The 16,818-nt window shown below is 66.1% G+C and carries 15 protein-coding genes; 6 read left to right on the forward strand and 9 right to left on the reverse strand.

Annotation, left to right across the window (positions count from 1 at the left end; translation table 11 throughout):
- Positions 1-61: 61 nt before the first annotated feature.
- Together LDO41_RS03685 and LDO41_RS03690 are read right to left on the reverse strand one after the other, a co-directional pair.
- Positions 62-2,308 (reverse strand): xanthine dehydrogenase family protein molybdopterin-binding subunit, encoded by a 2,247-nt coding sequence (locus LDO41_RS03685; protein WP_223981984.1) that lies wholly within the window; start codon positions 2,306-2,308, stop codon positions 62-64.
- A gap of 1 nt (position 2,309) precedes the next feature.
- Entirely contained in the window at positions 2,310-2,783 is a 474-nt protein-coding gene (locus tag LDO41_RS03690; protein ID WP_223981987.1) for a (2Fe-2S)-binding protein, read from the reverse strand.
- Positions 2,784-2,980: 197 nt separating this feature from the next.
- Between LDO41_RS03690 and LDO41_RS03695 the strand changes: the two genes are divergently transcribed.
- The 6 genes from LDO41_RS03695 to LDO41_RS03720 all read left to right on the forward strand — a co-directional run bounded on the left by LDO41_RS03695 (position 2,981) and on the right by LDO41_RS03720 (position 9,916).
- Positions 2,981-3,958 carry a D-2-hydroxyacid dehydrogenase family protein gene (locus tag LDO41_RS03695; protein WP_223981990.1) on the forward strand — a complete coding sequence of 326 codons (978 nt, stop codon included), beginning with the start codon at positions 2,981-2,983 and terminating at the stop codon, positions 3,956-3,958.
- 166 nt (positions 3,959-4,124) lie between these two features.
- Entirely contained in the window at positions 4,125-5,123 is a 999-nt protein-coding gene (locus LDO41_RS03700) for a tripartite tricarboxylate transporter substrate binding protein (RefSeq protein WP_377740630.1), read from the forward strand.
- A gap of 34 nt (positions 5,124-5,157) precedes the next feature.
- Positions 5,158-5,967 carry an enoyl-CoA hydratase/isomerase family protein gene (locus LDO41_RS03705; RefSeq protein ID WP_223981994.1) on the forward strand — a complete coding sequence of 270 codons (810 nt, stop codon included), beginning with the start codon at positions 5,158-5,160 and terminating at the stop codon, positions 5,965-5,967.
- A 4-nt stretch (positions 5,968-5,971) separates the two neighbouring features.
- Positions 5,972-8,116: an acetate--CoA ligase family protein gene (locus LDO41_RS03710; RefSeq protein WP_223981997.1), complete on the forward strand. Its 2,145-nt coding sequence runs from the start codon at positions 5,972-5,974 to the stop codon at positions 8,114-8,116.
- A gap of 13 nt (positions 8,117-8,129) precedes the next feature.
- Positions 8,130-9,026, forward strand: coding sequence for an alpha/beta fold hydrolase (locus LDO41_RS03715; protein ID WP_223982000.1), 897 nt, complete (start codon positions 8,130-8,132; stop codon positions 9,024-9,026).
- An 89-nt stretch (positions 9,027-9,115) separates the two neighbouring features.
- Positions 9,116-9,916, forward strand: coding sequence for an IclR family transcriptional regulator (locus LDO41_RS03720; RefSeq protein WP_223982003.1), 801 nt, complete (start codon positions 9,116-9,118; stop codon positions 9,914-9,916).
- A 153-nt stretch (positions 9,917-10,069) separates the two neighbouring features.
- Here LDO41_RS03720 and LDO41_RS03725 read toward each other — a convergent pair whose 3' ends face one another.
- From LDO41_RS03725 to urtA, 7 genes are read right to left on the reverse strand one after another with little or no spacing between them, the layout of a single operon-like run.
- Positions 10,070-10,405: an FmdB family zinc ribbon protein gene (locus LDO41_RS03725; protein ID WP_223982006.1), complete on the reverse strand. Its 336-nt coding sequence runs from the start codon at positions 10,403-10,405 to the stop codon at positions 10,070-10,072.
- 19 nt (positions 10,406-10,424) lie between these two features.
- Entirely contained in the window at positions 10,425-11,657 is a 1,233-nt protein-coding gene (gene fmdA, locus LDO41_RS03730; RefSeq protein ID WP_223982009.1) for a formamidase, read from the reverse strand.
- A gap of 44 nt (positions 11,658-11,701) precedes the next feature.
- Entirely contained in the window at positions 11,702-12,391 is a 690-nt protein-coding gene (gene urtE / locus LDO41_RS03735) for an urea ABC transporter ATP-binding subunit UrtE (protein ID WP_223982012.1), read from the reverse strand.
- Positions 12,392-12,415: 24 nt separating this feature from the next.
- Positions 12,416-13,159: an urea ABC transporter ATP-binding protein UrtD gene (gene urtD, locus LDO41_RS03740; protein WP_223982015.1), complete on the reverse strand. Its 744-nt coding sequence runs from the start codon at positions 13,157-13,159 to the stop codon at positions 12,416-12,418.
- A 25-nt stretch (positions 13,160-13,184) separates the two neighbouring features.
- Positions 13,185-14,318: an urea ABC transporter permease subunit UrtC gene (urtC, locus tag LDO41_RS03745; RefSeq protein ID WP_223982018.1), complete on the reverse strand. Its 1,134-nt coding sequence runs from the start codon at positions 14,316-14,318 to the stop codon at positions 13,185-13,187.
- 30 nt (positions 14,319-14,348) lie between these two features.
- Positions 14,349-15,263, reverse strand: coding sequence for an urea ABC transporter permease subunit UrtB (gene urtB / locus LDO41_RS03750; protein WP_223982021.1), 915 nt, complete (start codon positions 15,261-15,263; stop codon positions 14,349-14,351).
- A gap of 40 nt (positions 15,264-15,303) precedes the next feature.
- The gene (gene urtA, locus LDO41_RS03755) at positions 15,304-16,593 is read right to left on the reverse strand and encodes an urea ABC transporter substrate-binding protein (RefSeq protein WP_223982023.1); all 1,290 of its coding nucleotides are present in this window, start codon (positions 16,591-16,593) and stop codon (positions 15,304-15,306) included.
- Positions 16,594-16,818: the final 225 nt, after the last annotated feature.

Consider the following 16,818-nt stretch of genomic DNA (forward strand, 5'->3'; position numbering starts at 1 on the left):
TCACTATTTAGAGGGTCCCTCTCCCGAGCGGGAGAGGGAAGCTCCGAGGGTATGCCTGAGACTACGCCTGACGCTTCATGGCGGCGAGCATTTTTTCAGGAAGGAACGGCACCGTCCGCAGCCGCACGCCAGTGGCGGCGGCGACCGCGTTGGAGATCGCCGCCGGAATGGTGGCGGGCGCCATCTCGCCAGCGCCCCAGGGCGGGGCCTCCGGGCGGTCGATCAGGCTGATGTGGATGTTCGGCACATCGGGGAAACGCAGGATCGGATAGGTGCTCCAGTCGACCGAAGTCACCTTGTGCGCGTCGAAGTGCAGCTCCTCCATCAACACGCGGCTGACGGTCTGGATGATGCCGCCCTCGATCTGATTGCGTGTGCCATCGGGATTGATGATCTGGCCGCAGTCATGGCTGCACCAGATGTCGGTGACGCGGATATGGCCAGTTTTGCGATTAACCGCCAGCTCAAGCACCGTGGCCACATAAGTGCGATCGTTGTCGTAACGCACGAACGCCAAACCGCGACCACGAACGACCTCACGGGGGTCACCTTTGCGACGGATGGCCCGCGCGGTACGCGCATTCCATTTCGACAACCGCGCCACGTCCTCGAGCACCGCGCGGGCGCGCGGGTCGGGCAGATAGTCGAGCCGCCATTGCAGCGGATCGGCGCCGGCGGCCACGGCCAGTTCGTCGAAGAACGCCTCGTTGGCAAACGCATTCTGCAAGCGGCCCGGCGAACGCAGGTGAGCCGTGCGGAACGCGCTGTCGGTCACGCGATTGACCTTGGTGCTGACGTTCGGCAGCGTGTACAGGATGTCCGCATTCTTCGAGATATTGCCGGTGACATAGGCGGGACGCCTGATGCCCGACGTCACGGTGGCCAGCAGCGGAAACTCGGCGATGCTGCCTTTCTGCGCGGCCGCGAAGAACTCGGACTGCCATGCGACCGGACGCTTCTGCGCGTCGAGGCCCCCCTTGAGATCGATCACGGTCGGCGGGCTCTTCGGATCCCAGCCGTGCTCGTCCTGGCGCATCCATTGCACGCGCACCGGCGCGCCCGCAAGCTGCGATACCAGCGCGGCGTCGGCCGAGCAATCCTCGTGGCCGTTGCGGCCATAGCAGCCCGCTCCATCCAGATAGATCAAGCGAACCTTGGCCTTGTCCACGCCGAGCGTCAGCGCGATCTCGCTCTGCAGCGAGTGCGTCGACTGTGCGGCCGACCAGATCGTGCACTGGCCGTTCTGGAACTCGGCGACCGCGCACGCGGGGCCGATCGAGCCGTGCGTGTTCGGCGGAAACTCGTACGTTGCTTCCACGCGCTTGCTGGCGGCGGCGAGCGCGCCGGCGGCATCGCCCTTGTTGGCCGGCGTTTCCACGCTGGCCACCGGCAGCTTGCGCCAGTATTGATACAGCTCCGCTTGTTCGGGGAAGTGCGGCTGATCGTCCCATTGCACCTTGAGCGCGCGGGCCGCCTTGATCGCGCCCCATTCGGTGGGGCTGAGCACGGCAAGGAAGTCCTGCTTGCGCACCACGCGCACACCGGCCATCTGCGCGACCGAAGCCTCGTCGACGCTGACAAGCTTCGCGCCGGGGCCGGCCGGGCGGATCACGCGCGCATGCAGCATGCCGGGCACGCGGAAGTCCTGCATGAACGTGAACTGGCCCGTGACCTTGCCTGGGATATCGACGCGCTGGATGCTCTTGCCGATGAGCGCATGCCGGGCGGGATCCTTGAGCGGAACCTTGGGGTCGAGCGCGACCTGGATCGGCTTGCCCGCGAGCAGCTCGCCGTAGCCCACGCGGCGCGTGTTGTCGGCGGTGGCAATCACGCCATCGCGCACGGTCAGCGTCGCCGGTTCAACCTCCCATTGCGAGGCCGCACGGGATACCAGCGCGCGCCGGGCGGATGCGGCCGCGCGGCGCAGTGTGCCGCCGCCGTCCTGAATCGTCAGGCTGCCCGCGGTCTGGCCCTGATCGAGCGTCAGCAGCGTGTCGCCCATGACCAGGTCCACCTGCGTGAACGCGACGTCGAGTTCTTCGGCGACCATCTGCGCGAGCGCGGTACGCGCGCCGGTGCCGAGGTCGACCTTGCCGCTGAAAACGGTGACGCGGCTATTCGGCGCGATCGACAGCCACGCGTCGACTTCGCCCTTGGCGTTCGATGCTCGCGTGACCGTCTGCCCGGCGGCATCGACGGCGCTGACGGATTGCGCCAGCGCGTTGGAGGAGGTGGCCAGCAACGTGCCCGGCAGCGAGAACGAGACCAGCAGCCCGCCGCTTTGCTTGAGGAATGCGCGACGATCCATGTCAGGCCTCCTTGACGGGGGTACCCGCCGCGCGCTTGACGGCGCGCACGATGCGCGAGTGCGTGCCACAGCGGCAGAGATTGCCGGCGAGGGCGTCGCGGATCTGCGCCTCCGAAGGCTTGGGGTTCTGCGCGAGCAGGCCGACCGAGGTCATGACCATGCCGTTGATGCAGTAGCCGCACTGCACGGCCTGCTCCTCGATAAATGCTTTCTGCACGGGGTGGGGCTGCTCCGGCGTGCCGAGGCCTTCGAGCGTGGTGATGCGCGCATCGCCGACCGCCGACACGGGCAGTACGCACGAGCGCGTGGCGGTGCCGTTGAACAGCACGGTGCAGGCGCCGCATTGGCCGAGCCCGCAGCCGAACTTCGGGCCGTGCAGGCCGAGGTTGTCGCGCAGCGCGTAGAGCAGCGGGGTATCGCTATCGAGGTCGACGGTCTGGGTCTTGCCGTTGACCTGCAACTGGTAGGTGGGCATGGGGGGACTCCTCTTGTCATTGTTCTGTTGCGCGCGGGAGGGCACGCAGCATCGAATCTAGGCCAGTGCAGGCCCGCCGAACAGTGGAATAGACCCCTGTTTGGGAGCTCTATTTCCACCGCTCGGAAATATAGGCTTTGCGCTCGGGCTTTTCTTCCTACACTGTGCGCACTCGACAACGGCTGTTCCCTCCCGCCATGCGCATTGCGATTCCCGACGATTATCAGGACTGCGTCCGCAGCCTCGACTGCTACGCCCGTCTGGCCGGCCACGAGGTGACCGTCTACCACGACAACGTGAAGGAGATCGATGCCCTGGCGGCACGGCTGGCCGATGCGGACGCGATCGTGCTCACGCGCGAACGTACCGTCATCACGGACGCATTGCTCGAGCGCTTGCCGCGCCTGCGATTGATCAGCCAGACCGGCAAGGTGGCCGGCCACATCGACCTGCGCGCCTGCACCGCGCGCGGCATCGCAGTGGCGGAAGGCAGCGGTTCGGGCGCGGCCACCGCCGAGCTGACCTGGGCGCTGATGCTCGCGAGCCGGCGCTACCTTGTCAACGAGGTCAACCGACTGCGCGCGGGGCAGTGGCAGGGGCACCTCGGCCAGCAACTGCGTGGCCAGCGGCTTGGAGTCTGGAGCTACGGTCGCATCGGCAAGCAGGTGGCCGGTTTCGGCAAGGCATTCGGCATGAAGGTGTGGGTGTGGGGCCGCGAAGGGTCGATCGCCGATGCGCGCCAGGACGGCGTGGAAGCGGCGCCATCGCGCGAGGCATTCTTTGCCGAGAGCGATGTGGTGAGCCTGCATATCCGGCTCAATGCGGACACCGAAGGCATTGTCGACGCGACCGATCTCGCGCGCATGAAGCCGAGCGCGCTGCTGGTCAACACGAGCCGCGCCGAACTGATCGCGCCGGGCGCGCTCGCGGCCGCATTGCGCGCGGGTCGGCCTGGCTTTGCCGCGGTGGATGCGTTCGAACGCGAGCCCGTGCTCGGCGCGGACGATCCGCTGCTGCAACTCGACAACGCGCTGTGTACCCCGCATATCGGCTTTGTCGAGCGCGACAACTACGAGGCGTACTACGGCGGCGCGTTCGACAATATCAACAGCTTCTTTGCTGGCATGCCCGCAAATCTGGCCAATCCGGAGGTGCTGTCGCGTCTGCGCGGCTGACCCGCACCTCCGCCGGACACTCCTTGGGGCTACCGCGCGCAATCCGCGTGGTGGCCCTATTTTTTTGGTTTTTCGGGATATCTTTGATTCCATCGAATGGAATTAACGAGGTGTGAGAAAACGTCGATTTGCTTAACCTGATCGCATAACGACAGGAGACATTTCGATGCAACCGTTTGCCTCACGCGCCGCGCTTTCCGCTGCCGCCGCGCTCGCTGCTTTCTCGATGCTGATGGTGCCGGCGGCGCACGCGGCGGGCGGTGCATTCCCCGACAAACCGCTGCGCCTCGTGGTGCCGTTCTCGCCCGGAGGCGGTACCGACCTGATCGCCCGCGCGGTTGGTATCGGCATGGCGCAGGAGCTCGGCCAGCCGGTGGTGGTCGACAACAAGCCCGGCGGCGGCACCATTATCGGCACCGACAACGTGGCCAAGGCCGCGCCCGATGGCTACACGCTCGTGATCGCGACTTTCGCTCACGCGGTGAATCCGAGCCTGCAGCCGAAGCTGCCGTACGACACCGACAAGGCCTTTGCGCCGGTGGTGATGCTGGGGCGGTCGCCTAACGTGCTGGTGGTGCGCACGGAGAGCCCGTACAAGACCGTGCAGGACGTGATCCAGGCCGCCAGGGCGCAGCCGGGCAAGATCTCGTACGCATCGCAGGGGCCGGGCACATCCGCGCATCTGGCGGGCGAGCTGTTCAAGAGCCTGACCAGGACCGACCTCACGCATATCCCGTACAAGGGCGCCGGCCCGGCCATCACCGATCTGCTCGGCGGTCAGGTGGATCTGATGTTCGCCACCGCGTCCGCGGTGGGCAATCTGCTGGAGTCCGGCAAGCTGCGCGCGCTCGGCGTGACCACCGCGCAGCGCTCGACCAGCGCGGACCTCGCGCGCGTGCCGACGATTGCCGAGAGCGGCGTGCCGGGCTACGTGGCCGAGAGCTGGTACGGACTGTTCGTGCCGGCCGGCACGCCCGCGCCGGTCATCGCGCGCCTCAATGCGGCCGCGACGCATGCGGTCAAGTCCGATGCGTTTCGCAAGCGCGCCGAATCCGAGGGCCTGACCATCGCGCCCGGTACGCCCGAGGACTTCGCGCGCTACGTGCGCGCCGAGGAAGGGCGCTGGAGCAAGGTCGTCAAGGACGCCCATATTTCGTTGAACTGAACCCTCGCTGACCTAATTTTCCATTCGAATCATCATGAGCGACTACTCCCTGATCCAACTCGACGTGCGGGACGGCATTGCCGTGCTGACCCTCAATCGCCCCGACAAGCGCAATGCCATCAGCGACGCGATGCGGACCGAACTGATCGATGCGCTCGAGCACATCACCGCCAGCCGCGAGATTCGCGCGTTGGTACTGACGGGCAGCGGCAAGGGCTTTTGCGCGGGCGGCGACGTTGCCGGCATGCAGAAGCGCATGGACGCGCCGCCGGGGGAGGTCGGCTTCAATGGCTGGACGCGCCAGCAGCGCGTGCACCATTCGGTGGGCCTGCTGCACGACATGCCGAAGCCCGTGATCGCGGCCGTCAATGGCGGTGCCAATGGCCTTGGCGCCGATATGGCGATGGCTTGCGATTTCGTGATCGCGTCCGAGGCGGCAAGCTTTACGTGGTCGTATATCCAGCGCGGGCTGATTCCCGATGGTGGCGGCATGTACTTTCTGCCGCGCCGCACCGGACTCTCCACCGCGAAGTCGTTGATCTTCAGCGGCCGCAAGGTCGATGCGGCCGAGGCGTTACAGCTTGGCATCGCCGATCGGTTGAGTACGTCGGCCGAGGCGCTGGTTGCGGAAGCCGTGGCATGGGCGGCCGAGTTGTCGCAGGGCTCCGCCACGGCGCTGGCACTCGGCAAGTCCATCCTGAACCAGACCTTCGAGCTGACCGCCGACCAGGTGTTCGCGCAGGGCAGCCAGGCACAGGGCATCTGCTACACCAGCGCCGAGCATCGCGCTTCGGTGGAAGCGTTTCTGGCCAAGGCTGCCGCAGCCGCGGCGGCGAAGGGGTAAGGCGATGTCCATCAATCATCCGACTTCCGCCGCAACCTCCACAGCGATTGCGCGGCTGGTGCGGCCGCGCAGCGTGGCGGTGATTGGCGCCTCGGCGGACCCCACCAAGACTGCGGGCCGGCCGGTGTCGTACCTGACGCGCCATGGCTTCGATGGCGCGATCTATCCGGTCAACCCGAAGGTCGCCGCGCAATCCCTCGAGATTGGCGGCCTGCGCTGCTACGCCGATATCGGCGCGCTGCCGGAAGTGCCCGACGTGGGCATCGTATTGCTCGGTGCCGAACGCGCGCATCTGGCCGTGCGCGAACTCGCGCAGCGCGGCACCGCCGCCGCGATCGTGCTGGCGAGCGGTTATACGGAGACCGGTGAGGTGGGCGCGCGGCGTCAGGCCGAGTTGCTCGAGGCCGCCGGCAGCATGCGACTGCTTGGGCCCAACACGATTGGCCTGGTCAACGTGACCGACCGCATTCCGCTCTCGGCCAGCGGTGCGCTCGAGATGGAGAACTTTCCCGCCGGCAATATCGGTGTGGTGTCGCAGAGCGGCGGCATTCTCGGCGCGCTGCTGTCGCGCGCGGCGGCACGCGGCATCGGCCTGTCCAAGCTGGTGTCCACGAGCAACGAGGTGGACCTCGATCTGGCGGACTTCGTCGACTATCTGGCCGACGATCCCGCCACGCAGGTGATTGCGCTGTATGTGGAAAGCGTGCGGCATCCCGAGAAATTCCGCGCGGCGGCGTTGAAGGCTGCGGCCGCCGGCAAGCCCGTGGTGGCGTTCAAGATCGGCCGTTCGGAGGCCGGCGCGCGGGCCGCGGTGTCGCACACCGGCGCGATGGCCGGTGCCGATCGCATGTATGACGCGTTGTTCAGGCAAGTGGGCGTGATTCGCGCGCAGACGTTTGCCGACCTGATCGATATCCCTGCCGCGCTGGCGACGGCGCGCACGCTGCGCGGCAATCGCGTGGCGGTGCTTACCTCCACCGGGGGCGCGGGCACGCTGGTGTCCGATGCGCTCGGCGTGGCGGGCTTTGAAACTCCGGCGCCCGATGCCGAGACCGCGGCGCGCCTGCGCGCGCTGCAGAAGGGCGACCATGCCGCGCTCGATCGCAACCCGATCGACGTGACCCTCGCGGGATTGGAGCCCGAGCTGCTGCGCGGCGCGATTCGCGCGCTGCTCGCGAGCCCAAGCTATGACGCGGTGACGATCATCGTCGGGTCGTCGGCACTGGCCATGCCCGAGCTGATGGCCGATGCGATCCATGACTGCCTGCCGGAGAGCGACAAGCCCGTGCTTGCCTATGTCAGTCCGCACGCGCCCCACGTGGCGGCGGTGCTGAACCAGCGCGGCGTGCCGGCGTTCAGCGCGCCCGAGAGCTGCGCGGTAGCGTGCGAGGCGATGCTCGCGGCGAGCCGCCTGCGCACGCTGCATGACGACGTGTCGTCGCCCGTGGCACAGGTTGATGTCAGTGACCTGCCGGCGGGCTCGCTCGATGAAGCGGCGGCCAAGCAGTTATTCGCGCGCTTCGGTGTGCCGGTGGTGCGCGAGGTGGTGGTGAGCGATGCCGACGCGGCCGAAGTTGCCGCGCGGCAGTTTGGCGAGCGCGTGGTGCTCAAGATGCTGTCCACCACGATCACGCACAAGAGCGATGTGGGCGGCGTGGCAGTGGGCGTGGCGCCGGACGCGTTGCGTGCGCGCATGGAACGCATGCGCGAGGATGTGCGCGCGCATACCGGCAGCGCGCCCGAACGTTTTCTGGTGCAGGAGATGGTGCAGGGGGGCGTGGAGCTGATCCTCGGCACGCATCGCGATGCGCTGGGCACGGCGATTCTGCTTGGCATGGGCGGCGTGACAGCCGAGCTGTTCCAGGACACCACATTGCGGTTGTTGCCTGCTTCCGGTGGCTTGTCACGGGAGACGGCGATGTCGATGATCCGTGCACTCAGGACGTGGCCGCTGCTCGATGGTTATCGCGGCCGGCCGAAAGCCGACATCGACGCGCTCGCGGATGCTATTGTCGCGTTCTCGAACATGGCGGCGTCGCTCGGCGCGCGTTTGGTCGAGGCGGAGATCAATCCCGTGTTCGTGCTGCCGGCCGGTGACGGCGTGCGCGCGGCCGATGGGGTGGTGATACTGGATGCACAGCGGGCATAGTGGAGCAAACGTGATGGTGGAAGTCACTTCGGGTGGGGCGACGGATGTGGAGACGGATTTCGCGGCCGAAGCCGACGCGATCGTGGGCGGCGCCGAGGCGGCGGCCGTAGTCGATCGGCTCGCCAGCGAGGCACGCTTTTTTCTGACCGATGTCGATGGCGCGCAGATGGTATGGCGGCGGTTCGGCAGCGGCCCGGCCGTGCTGCTGGTCCATGGCGGGCACGGCAACTGGCTGCACTGGGTGCGCAATATCGAGGCACTGGCCGCGCACCATACGGTGTGGGCCCCCGATATGCCCGGCTACGGCGAGTCGGGCGATGCGCCCGGTGCCGAGTTGCCGGTGTTGGTGGCCGCGCTTGTGGCGCACTACGCGCAACTGCCTGACACCGGTGAGATCGATGTGGTCGGGTTTTCGTTTGGCGGCCTGACGGCGTCGCATCTTGCGAGCGCGTTGCCGCAGGTACGGCGGCTTGCGCTGCTCGGGCCGGGCGGCCATGCCGGCCCGCGCCGCCAGCAGCGCGCGCTGGTCGACTGGCGCCAGGCCGCCGATGCGGAGGCGCTGGCTGTGGCGATGCGCCACAACGTCGAGGCCTTTATGATCTCGGACCCGGCAAGGATCGATGCGCTGGCGTTGCTCGCGTACACCGACGCGTGCCGTCATGCGCGCTTCCGCAGCAAGCATATCTCGCGCGCGGGCGGGCTGGCCGACGCGCTCGACCGCTTTGGTGGCCCGGTGCTGGTGGCCTACGGCGAGAACGACGTGACGGCCGAGCCGGAACGCGTGCTCGAGCGCCTGGTGGCGAAGCGGGCAGGGCGCGAAGCCGCGATCGTGCCGGGCGCCGGCCATTGGGTCCAGTACGAAGCCCACGCCGCGGTCAACGCCTTGCTGCTGGACTGGCTGGCACGCTGAGCGGCGCGCGGTTTGGGCGTTGCACGCGCTCGGGCGGATTTCGGTAGACTCCGTTGCGCATCGCTCTTGTTGCGCCAGGAGATCAGCACGTGGATTCGCAGGAAGCCAGCATCCGTGCCCGGGGACGTCCCGCGAGCACGCAGGCCAACCGTTCGCTCGAGCGCGGCATCGAGATCCTGCGCGCGTTTCGCCCCGGTTCCGAGATTCTCGGCAATGGCGAACTGGCGGAACGCACCGGCCTCGCGCGCTCGACGGTCAGCCGTCTGACGCAAAGCCTCGTCGATACCGGCTTTCTGCAATATGACGCCACGCTGCGCGCGTATCGGCTCGGTGCGCCGGTACTGAGCCTCGCCCATGCGATGCGCACCGGTTCCACATTGCTGCAGGTGGCCGCGCCACTGATGCGCGACCTCGCACAGGCCGAGCATCTGAACGTCGGCCTCGCGTTGGCCGATCGCGACGAGATGGTGTATCTGGAGTCGATCCGCTACGGCCGCCGTACCTCGCTGCGCAATGTGGCAGCGGGGCAGCGTGTGCCGATGGCACTTACCTCGCTCGGCCGCGCCTGGCTGGCCGCCGCGCCGGACGAAGAGCGCGAACCGCTGATGCACCAGTTCGCGCGGCGTTTCGCCACGCACTGGGACGTCCTGCAGTCGGAGATCGACGCGTCGATCGCGCAGGTCCGCGCGCACGGCTGGTGCATCGCGAGCTGGCAGCCGGAAGTCATGGCGATCTCCACGCCGATGCGTCTTGGCCACTATCCCGTGCATGTGCTGAACGTGAGTTTGTCGACCAAGGCGTCGATCGACGAAGCGGCAACGGAACTCGCCCCCCACCTGATGCGCCTGGCCGGCGCCATCGACGCCGCCTTTGCCAGCGCGCAGGGCTAGCAAAACTGGTTGCTGACACCACGGTCCTGTCCCTGCGGTCCGCTGTTTGCCGGAACGAACCGCAGGGCAGGCCGGGCTTGCTACGGTACTACGTCACTGCGTACTACCCCTTCTCCCCCTCCCGAATTCCCAAACTCCCAAATTCCCAGTTTCCTAATGACTGATCATCCACGGTCGGCCGGCCGCATTGCCTTTGACCGCATCGGCGCGTCCCGCCAGCTTGACCGACGAGCCTGACGCACCCGACGAACAGCAGCCGCAGCCCGCGCCGTGCTGGCGCGATTCGCGTGGCGCGTGCGCGCTGCGTTCGTTGGTGGCATGCGCGGTGCGCGTGGCGGCGGACATGCTGGCGAACGCGGGCGCGGCGATCAGCGCGCGCGGCGCGGACGTGCCGCACGACGGGCACAGGCACGGATCGTCGCGGCGCGAGATCGAGCGCAGCATCGAGAAGTCGCCGCATTCGGCGCAGCGGTAATCGTAGGTAGGCATGACGGCTCCGTGCGCGAGGTCAGACGAGATCCGGCGACAGCGGCAGATCGATACCGCCCGTGATCATCTTGGTCGGTCCCGTCGCGCTCGGGCGGATGTCGAAGTCGAAGATCTGCGTCGGCAGCCACAACGTCGCGCATGCGTTCGGAATATCGACCACGCCGCTGATATGACCCTGTACCGGCGCGGTGCCGAGAATCGAGTAAGCCTGCGCGCGCGAATAGCCAAACTTCGTCATGTACTCGATGGCGTTCAGGCACGCCTGACGGTATGCCACCTGGACGTCGAGGTAGTGCTGCTTGCCAGCCTCGTCCACCGAGATGCCTTCGAAGATCAGGTAGTCGTTGTAGTGCGGCGTGATCGGGCTCGGCTTGAAGATCGGATTCTTGATGCCGTACTTGGCCATGCCGCCCTTGATCAGCGTCACGCGCATATGCACCCAGCCAGCCATCTCGATAGCGCCGCAGAACGTGATTTCGCCATCGCCCTGCGAGAAGTGCAGATCGCCGACCGACAGGCCCGCGCCATCGACATACACGGGGAAATAGACCTTGGCGCCGCGCGACAGATCCTTGATATCGCAGTTGCCGCCATGCTCGCGCGGCGGCACCGTGCGCGCGCCGGTGGCCGCGGCCGCGTCGCGCGCCTCGCCCTGTAGCTTGCCCATATGCGCGGTGGCCGCGAACGGCGGATTGGCCAGCGGCGGCACGCGTTCCGGATCGGTCGCGATAAAGTCCAGTTCGCGCTTGTTCCACGTATCGAGCATCGCCTGGTCCGGCAGGCAGCCGATCAGCCCCGGATGGATCAGGCCAGCGAAGTTGACGCCGGGAATATGGCGCGACGACGTGAACATGCCGTGGAAATCCCAGATCGACTTCTGCGCCTGCGGAAAGTGGTCGGTCAGGAAGCCGCCACCATTGTTCTTCGAGAAGAAGCCATTGAAGCCCCACAGGCTGTCGGGCTTGGCGCCGATATCGAGCAGGTCCACCACCAGCAGGTCGCCGGGCTCGGCGCCTTCCACGCCGACCGGGCCGGACAGGAAGTGCACGGTGCTGAGGTCGACGTCGCGCACATCGTCGGCCGAGTCGTTGTTCTTGATGTAGCCGCCGGTCCAGTCGTAGGTCTCGAGGATAAAGTCGTCGCCTGGCTTGACCCAGGTGGCCATCGGGATATCCGGATGCCAGCGGTTGTGGACGTTGGGGTTCTCGTACGGCGACTCGGCCAGGTCGACCTTGATCAGGGTATCCGTCATGACATGCCTCCTGTTGAAGATGGAAAATTTAGGATAGAAAAAAATCAGACCGACAGCAGTTGCCGGATGTGATCGACATCGGTGCCGTTGCGCTGCGTCTCGTGCACGAAGCGGCCGCCCTCGATGACGAACAGACGATCGGCCACGTCGAGCGCGAAGCTGAGTACCTGCTCGGAAAACACGATCGTGATATCGCGTGTGCGGCGAATCTCGTTGAGCGCGCGCGCGATGTCCTTGATGATCGACGGCTGGATGCCTTCGGTGGGCTCGTCGAGCAGCAGCACCTTGGGGTTCGACACCAGTGCACGTGCGATCGCGAGCTGTTGTTGCTGGCCGCCCGAGAGGTTGCCGCCCTTGCGACGCCGCATCTCGAACAACACCGGAAACATCGCGAAGATCTCGTCGGGAATGCGGCGCGAGGTGCCTTGTTCCATCCCCGTGAGGATGTTCTCCTCGACCGTCAGGTGGGAGAAGATCATGCGGCCCTGCGGCACGTAGCCGAGCCCCGCGCGCACGCGGCGGTAGCTCTCGTCATGCGCGACGTCGCGGCCATCGACGCAGACCTGGCCCGAGCGCACCGGCAGCATGCCGATCATCGCCTTGAACAGCGTGGTCTTGCCCATGCCGTTGCGGCCCATGATGGCCACCGTCTCGCCCTGCGCGGCCGCGAACGAGATGCCGTGCAGCGCCTCGCTCTGTCCGTAGTTCACGACAACGTTGTCGACGCTCAGCATGATTGCTCTCCTTGATGGCCCAACTCAGTGACCTAAATAAACATCGATCACGCGCGGGTCGTTCTGCACATGGTCCATCGACCCCTCGGCGAGGATCTTGCCCTGATGCATCACGGTGACCTTGTCGGCGATCTCGCGCACGAAGTCCATGTCGTGCTCGATGACGATGACCGCGCGGCCGCGGCTGATGCGCTTGAGCAGTTCAGCGGTTTGCTCGCGCTCGCGCACGCTCATGCCGGCGATGGGCTCATCGAGCATCAGCAGCTGCGGCTCCTGCATCAGCAGCATGCCGATCTCTAGCCATTGCTTCTGCCCGTGCGAAAGCTGCGCGGCCTCGCGCTCCAGTGCATCGGACAGGCCGATCTCGGCGGCCACATCCGCCACGCGCTGGCGCACCGTCGCGTCGGTCTTGAAGGCCAGCGCGCCGAACACGCCGCGGCCACGCGGGAACGACACCGCCAGGTTCTGGAACACGCTCAGGTTTTCGTAGATCGAAGGCGTCTGGAACTTGCGGCCGATGCCGGCGCGCACGATCTGGTATTCGGGCAGGCCCGTCATCTCGCGATTGACAAACTTGATGCTGCCCCCGGTCGCGCGCGTCTTGCCGCACACGAGGTCGAGCAGCGTGGTCTTGCCGGCGCCGTTGGGGCCGATGATCACGCGCAGTTCGTCGCGATCGACGTACAGCGTGAGCTTGTCGATCGCCTTGAAGCCATCGAACGAAACCGTGAGGTCTTCCACGGCCAGCATGAAGTCGGTATTGCTCATGGTCGCTCCTGTCCGTTAGCGCGTATCAGGCGGTCTTGCCGGGCACGCCCTCGGCCGGCGTTGCCGCGTCTTCGGCCGGCTTGCGTCGGATGTACTTGCTGTAGAGACCGGCCAGCCCGTCGGGAAAGGCCACCACCACGCCGATAAACAGCGCGGCCATCAGGAACAGCCACAGATCCGGAAAGCTCTCGGAGAAATAGGTCTTGCCGGCGTTGACGAGCAACGTGCCCCAGATCGCGCCGACCAGGCTCATGCGTCCGCCCACAGCCGCGAAGATCACCATCTCGATCGAGGGCACGATGCCGACGAAGGAGGGCGACATAAAGCCGACCTGCAGCGTGAACATCGCGCCGCCGATGCCCGCCAGCCCGGCGGCCAGGCAGAACACGAACACCTTGAACATCGCCACGTCGTAGCCGGAGAAGCGCACGCGGTCCTCCTTGTCGCGCATCGCCAGCAGCAGCACGCCGAGCTTGGTGCGCTGGATCCAGCGGCATAGCGCGATGGCGGCGAACAGCAGGATGACGTTGGCGAAGTACAGGATCATGCGGGCGCTGTCGGTGCGGATATCCCAGCCGAGCATGGTCTTGAGGTCGGTAATGCCGTTGACGCCGCCGGTAAAGCCCTGCTGGCCGATGATCAGCACCGAGAGAATCAGCGCGATGGCCTGCGTGATGATGGCGAAGTAGACCCCGCCGACGCGGCGCCGGAACATGGCGAACGAGACGAGGAAGGCGAGCGCCATCGGCACCAGCACCACGCCGATCAGCGCCACCGGCAGGTGACGGAACGGCTCCCACCACCAGGGCAGGGCGGTGATCTGGTTCCAGTCCATGAAGTCGGGAATGCCGGGCGTGGACTGGATCGCGGTGCTCTTGGCGTCGGACGCCTCGAGCTTGAGGAACATCGCCATGGCGTAGCCACCGAGGCCGAAGAACACGCCCTGGCCCAGGCTCAGCACGCCGCCATAGCCCCATAGCATGACCAGGCCGACCGCGACGAACGCGTAGCTCAGGTACTTGCCGACGAGGTTGAGCCGGAAGATATCGAGCGAGAGCGGCATGACGACCAGCAGCACGAGCGCCAGCAATGCGTAGCCGCTCCATGAGGACGCCGCAATCGAACGCAGACGCCCGGGCAGGGTGGAGGAGGGGGACATGTATGGCTCCGGTAGGGTCAGCGACGAGTTTCAGCGACGGACGGCGGGGGCGAACAGACCCTGCGGGCGAATCATCAGGATCGTCACGATCAGCAGCAGCGTGGTGACGCGTGCCATCGATCCGGTCATGAAGAACTCGGTAATGGACTGCGTCTGCGCGATGCCAAAGGCCGAGGCCACGGTTCCCGCGAGGCTGGCCGCGCCGCCGAACGTGACGACGAGGAACGAATCGACGATGTACAGCGCGCCACTGGTGGGGCCGGTCGAGCCGATCGTCGTGAATGCGGCGCCCGCCACGCCGGCGATGCCGCAGCCGATGGCAAAGGTCACGCGGTCTGTGCGCTTGGTATTGATGCCGGCCGCGTTGGCCATGGCGCGATTGAGCGTGGTGGCGCGCACGCGCAGCCCCCAGCGCGAGCGATACAGGGCCAGCCAGACCAGACCGGCCACGCCGAGCGTGAGAGCCATCACGAACATGCCGTTGATCGGGATATCGAGGCCTTCGGCCGGTGCCCACGAGCCCATCAGCCAGTCGGGCAACGTCGGGCTGACTTCCTTGGGGCCGAAGGTCGAGCGGAACACCTGCTGCATGCCGAGCGAGAGGCCCCACGTGGCCAGCAGCGTGTCGAGCGGGCGTTTGTACAGATGCCGGATCAGTGCCCATTCGGCAAGCCATCCGGCAAGAAAGGCCAGCACGAACGCGACGAGGATCGCGAGCGGAAAGTAGTAGGGCATCCACGACGGAGCCAGCCGTTCCGTCAGCGTGGAGGCGAGGAAGATCGTATAGGCGCCGATCGTCATGAACTCGCCGTGGGCCATGTTGATGACGCCCATCTGGCCAAAGATGATGGCAAGGCCGAGGGCCATCAGCAGCAGGACCGAGAACAGGCTCAGGCCGGCAAAACCCTGCATGAGGCCAATGTTCAGCATGTCGGACAAGTTCATGACGTATATCTCCGCGCGTGGTTGGAACGTTCCTGCAGGCTTACTGGTAACCCTTCGGGAACGGGTTCGGCGGAATCAGGTCCGGCGATTCGGCCACCACCTTGAACTGCCCGTCGAGCTGGGCCAGGCCCACGCGCGTCTTGCTCCACAGGTGATGGTTCGGATCGACCTTGACGTAGCCTTCCGGCGCGGTCTTGAGTTCGAGGCCCGGCGATGCCGCCACCACCTTGTCCACGTCGAAGCTGCCGGCCTTTTCCACTGCGGCCTTCCACAGCCACGGGCCGAGGTAGCCCGCTTGCGTGACGTCGCCGATCACGGACTTGGCGCCGTATTTGGCCTTGAACGCGTCGACGAACGTCTTGTTGTTGGGGTTATCGAGCGACTGGAAGTACTTCATGGCCGCGTAGAAGCCCGCGATGTTCTCGCCGCCGATGCCGAGCACTTCGTCCTCGGTCACCGAGATCGTCAGCAGGAACTGCTTGTCGGCGGTGATGCCGGCCGCCTTCAGCTGCTTGTAGAACGCCACGTTGGAGCCGCCCACCACGATCGCGTAGATGCAGTCGGGCTTGGCCACCTTGATCTTGTTGATCAGCGAGTTGAAGTTGGTGTGGCCCAGCGGGTAGTACTCTTCGCCCACCACCTTGTTCTTCTGGAAGTTCTCGATATGCTTGCGCGCGATCTTGTTCGAGGTGCGCGGCCAGATGTAGTCGGAACCGATCAGGAAGAAGCTCTTGGCGTTCTTCTGCTTTGCGGCCCAGTCGAGGCCCCAGATAATCTGCTGGGTGGCTTCCTGGCCGGTGTAGATGACATTCTTCGACTGTTCGAGGCCTTCATAGAAGGTCGGGTAGTAGAGCAGGCCGTTCTCTTTCTCGAACACCGGCAGCACGGCCTTGCGCGAGGCCGAGGTCCAGCAGCCGAACACGGCGGCGACGCGGTCGTTGACGAGCAGCTTCTTCGACTTCTCGGCGAAGGTGGGCCAGTCGGAGGCACCGTCTTCCTTGATCACCTTGATCTTGCGGCCCAGCACGCCACCGGCGGCGTTGATCTGATCGATTGCGAGCTGCTCGGCCTGGATCGAACCGGTTTCCGAGATCGCCATCGTGCCGGTTGCCGAATGCAGCTGACCGACAATCACCTCGGTGTCCGTCACCGCGAGCTTGGTCGTGTTGGCGGTGGCAGTGGGGATGTTGGCAGCATGGGCGAAGCCCGCCATGCCTGCCATGCCGGCCACTGGCAGCGACGCCATGCCCTGCATCAGCCGCCGCCGCTGCAGCGAAACCGCATCGCCATCGGCGAGGGAAGGGGACCCGGATTTTTCTTTGTCACGCATGATCGACGCTCCTTGGAAGCGAGGTGTGTGGATGAGACGGTGTCAGGTACTGCGGTGTTGTGATGGGCCGGATGATGCGGTGCGGCATATGCGCACGCCTATACGTCATTCAACGTACGCATACGCAGGCCAACGTTTTGCTCCCCTCTCCCCAGCGGGGAGAGGGGCCGGGGGAGAGGGCACACAACTTGCATCGAAGCGCAGTCCACTCTCCGCCCAGAGCCC

Origin of the sequence: Cupriavidus pampae, from assembly GCF_914271485.1 — a bacterium.
GTDB classification, from domain to species: domain Bacteria; phylum Pseudomonadota; class Gammaproteobacteria; order Burkholderiales; family Burkholderiaceae; genus Cupriavidus; species Cupriavidus pampae.

What these genes read in the sequence shown, in the direction of transcription:
- LDO41_RS03705 (WP_223981994.1), top strand. Translation starts at nt 5,158, where the DNA reads ATGAGCGACTACTCCCTGATCCAACTCGACGTGCGGGACGGCATTGCC.
- urtA (WP_223982023.1), bottom strand. Translation starts at nt 16,593, where the DNA reads ATGCGTGACAAAGAAAAATCCGGGTCCCCTTCCCTCGCCGATGGCGAT.
- LDO41_RS03725 (WP_223982006.1), bottom strand. Translation starts at nt 10,405, where the DNA reads ATGCCTACCTACGATTACCGCTGCGCCGAATGCGGCGACTTCTCGATG.
- urtC (WP_223982018.1), bottom strand. Translation starts at nt 14,318, where the DNA reads ATGTCCCCCTCCTCCACCCTGCCCGGGCGTCTGCGTTCGATTGCGGCG.
- urtB (WP_223982021.1), bottom strand. Translation starts at nt 15,263, where the DNA reads ATGAACTTGTCCGACATGCTGAACATTGGCCTCATGCAGGGTTTTGCC.
- fmdA (WP_223982009.1), bottom strand. Translation starts at nt 11,657, where the DNA reads ATGACGGATACCCTGATCAAGGTCGACCTGGCCGAGTCGCCGTACGAG.
- LDO41_RS03710 (WP_223981997.1), top strand. Translation starts at nt 5,972, where the DNA reads ATGTCCATCAATCATCCGACTTCCGCCGCAACCTCCACAGCGATTGCG.
- LDO41_RS03700 (WP_377740630.1), top strand. Translation starts at nt 4,125, where the DNA reads ATGCAACCGTTTGCCTCACGCGCCGCGCTTTCCGCTGCCGCCGCGCTC.
- LDO41_RS03715 (WP_223982000.1), top strand. Translation starts at nt 8,130, where the DNA reads ATGGTGGAAGTCACTTCGGGTGGGGCGACGGATGTGGAGACGGATTTC.
- LDO41_RS03685 (WP_223981984.1), bottom strand. Translation starts at nt 2,308, where the DNA reads ATGGATCGTCGCGCATTCCTCAAGCAAAGCGGCGGGCTGCTGGTCTCG.
- LDO41_RS03695 (WP_223981990.1), top strand. Translation starts at nt 2,981, where the DNA reads ATGCGCATTGCGATTCCCGACGATTATCAGGACTGCGTCCGCAGCCTC.
- urtD (WP_223982015.1), bottom strand. Translation starts at nt 13,159, where the DNA reads ATGAGCAATACCGACTTCATGCTGGCCGTGGAAGACCTCACGGTTTCG.
- LDO41_RS03690 (WP_223981987.1), bottom strand. Translation starts at nt 2,783, where the DNA reads ATGCCCACCTACCAGTTGCAGGTCAACGGCAAGACCCAGACCGTCGAC.
- urtE (WP_223982012.1), bottom strand. Translation starts at nt 12,391, where the DNA reads ATGCTGAGCGTCGACAACGTTGTCGTGAACTACGGACAGAGCGAGGCG.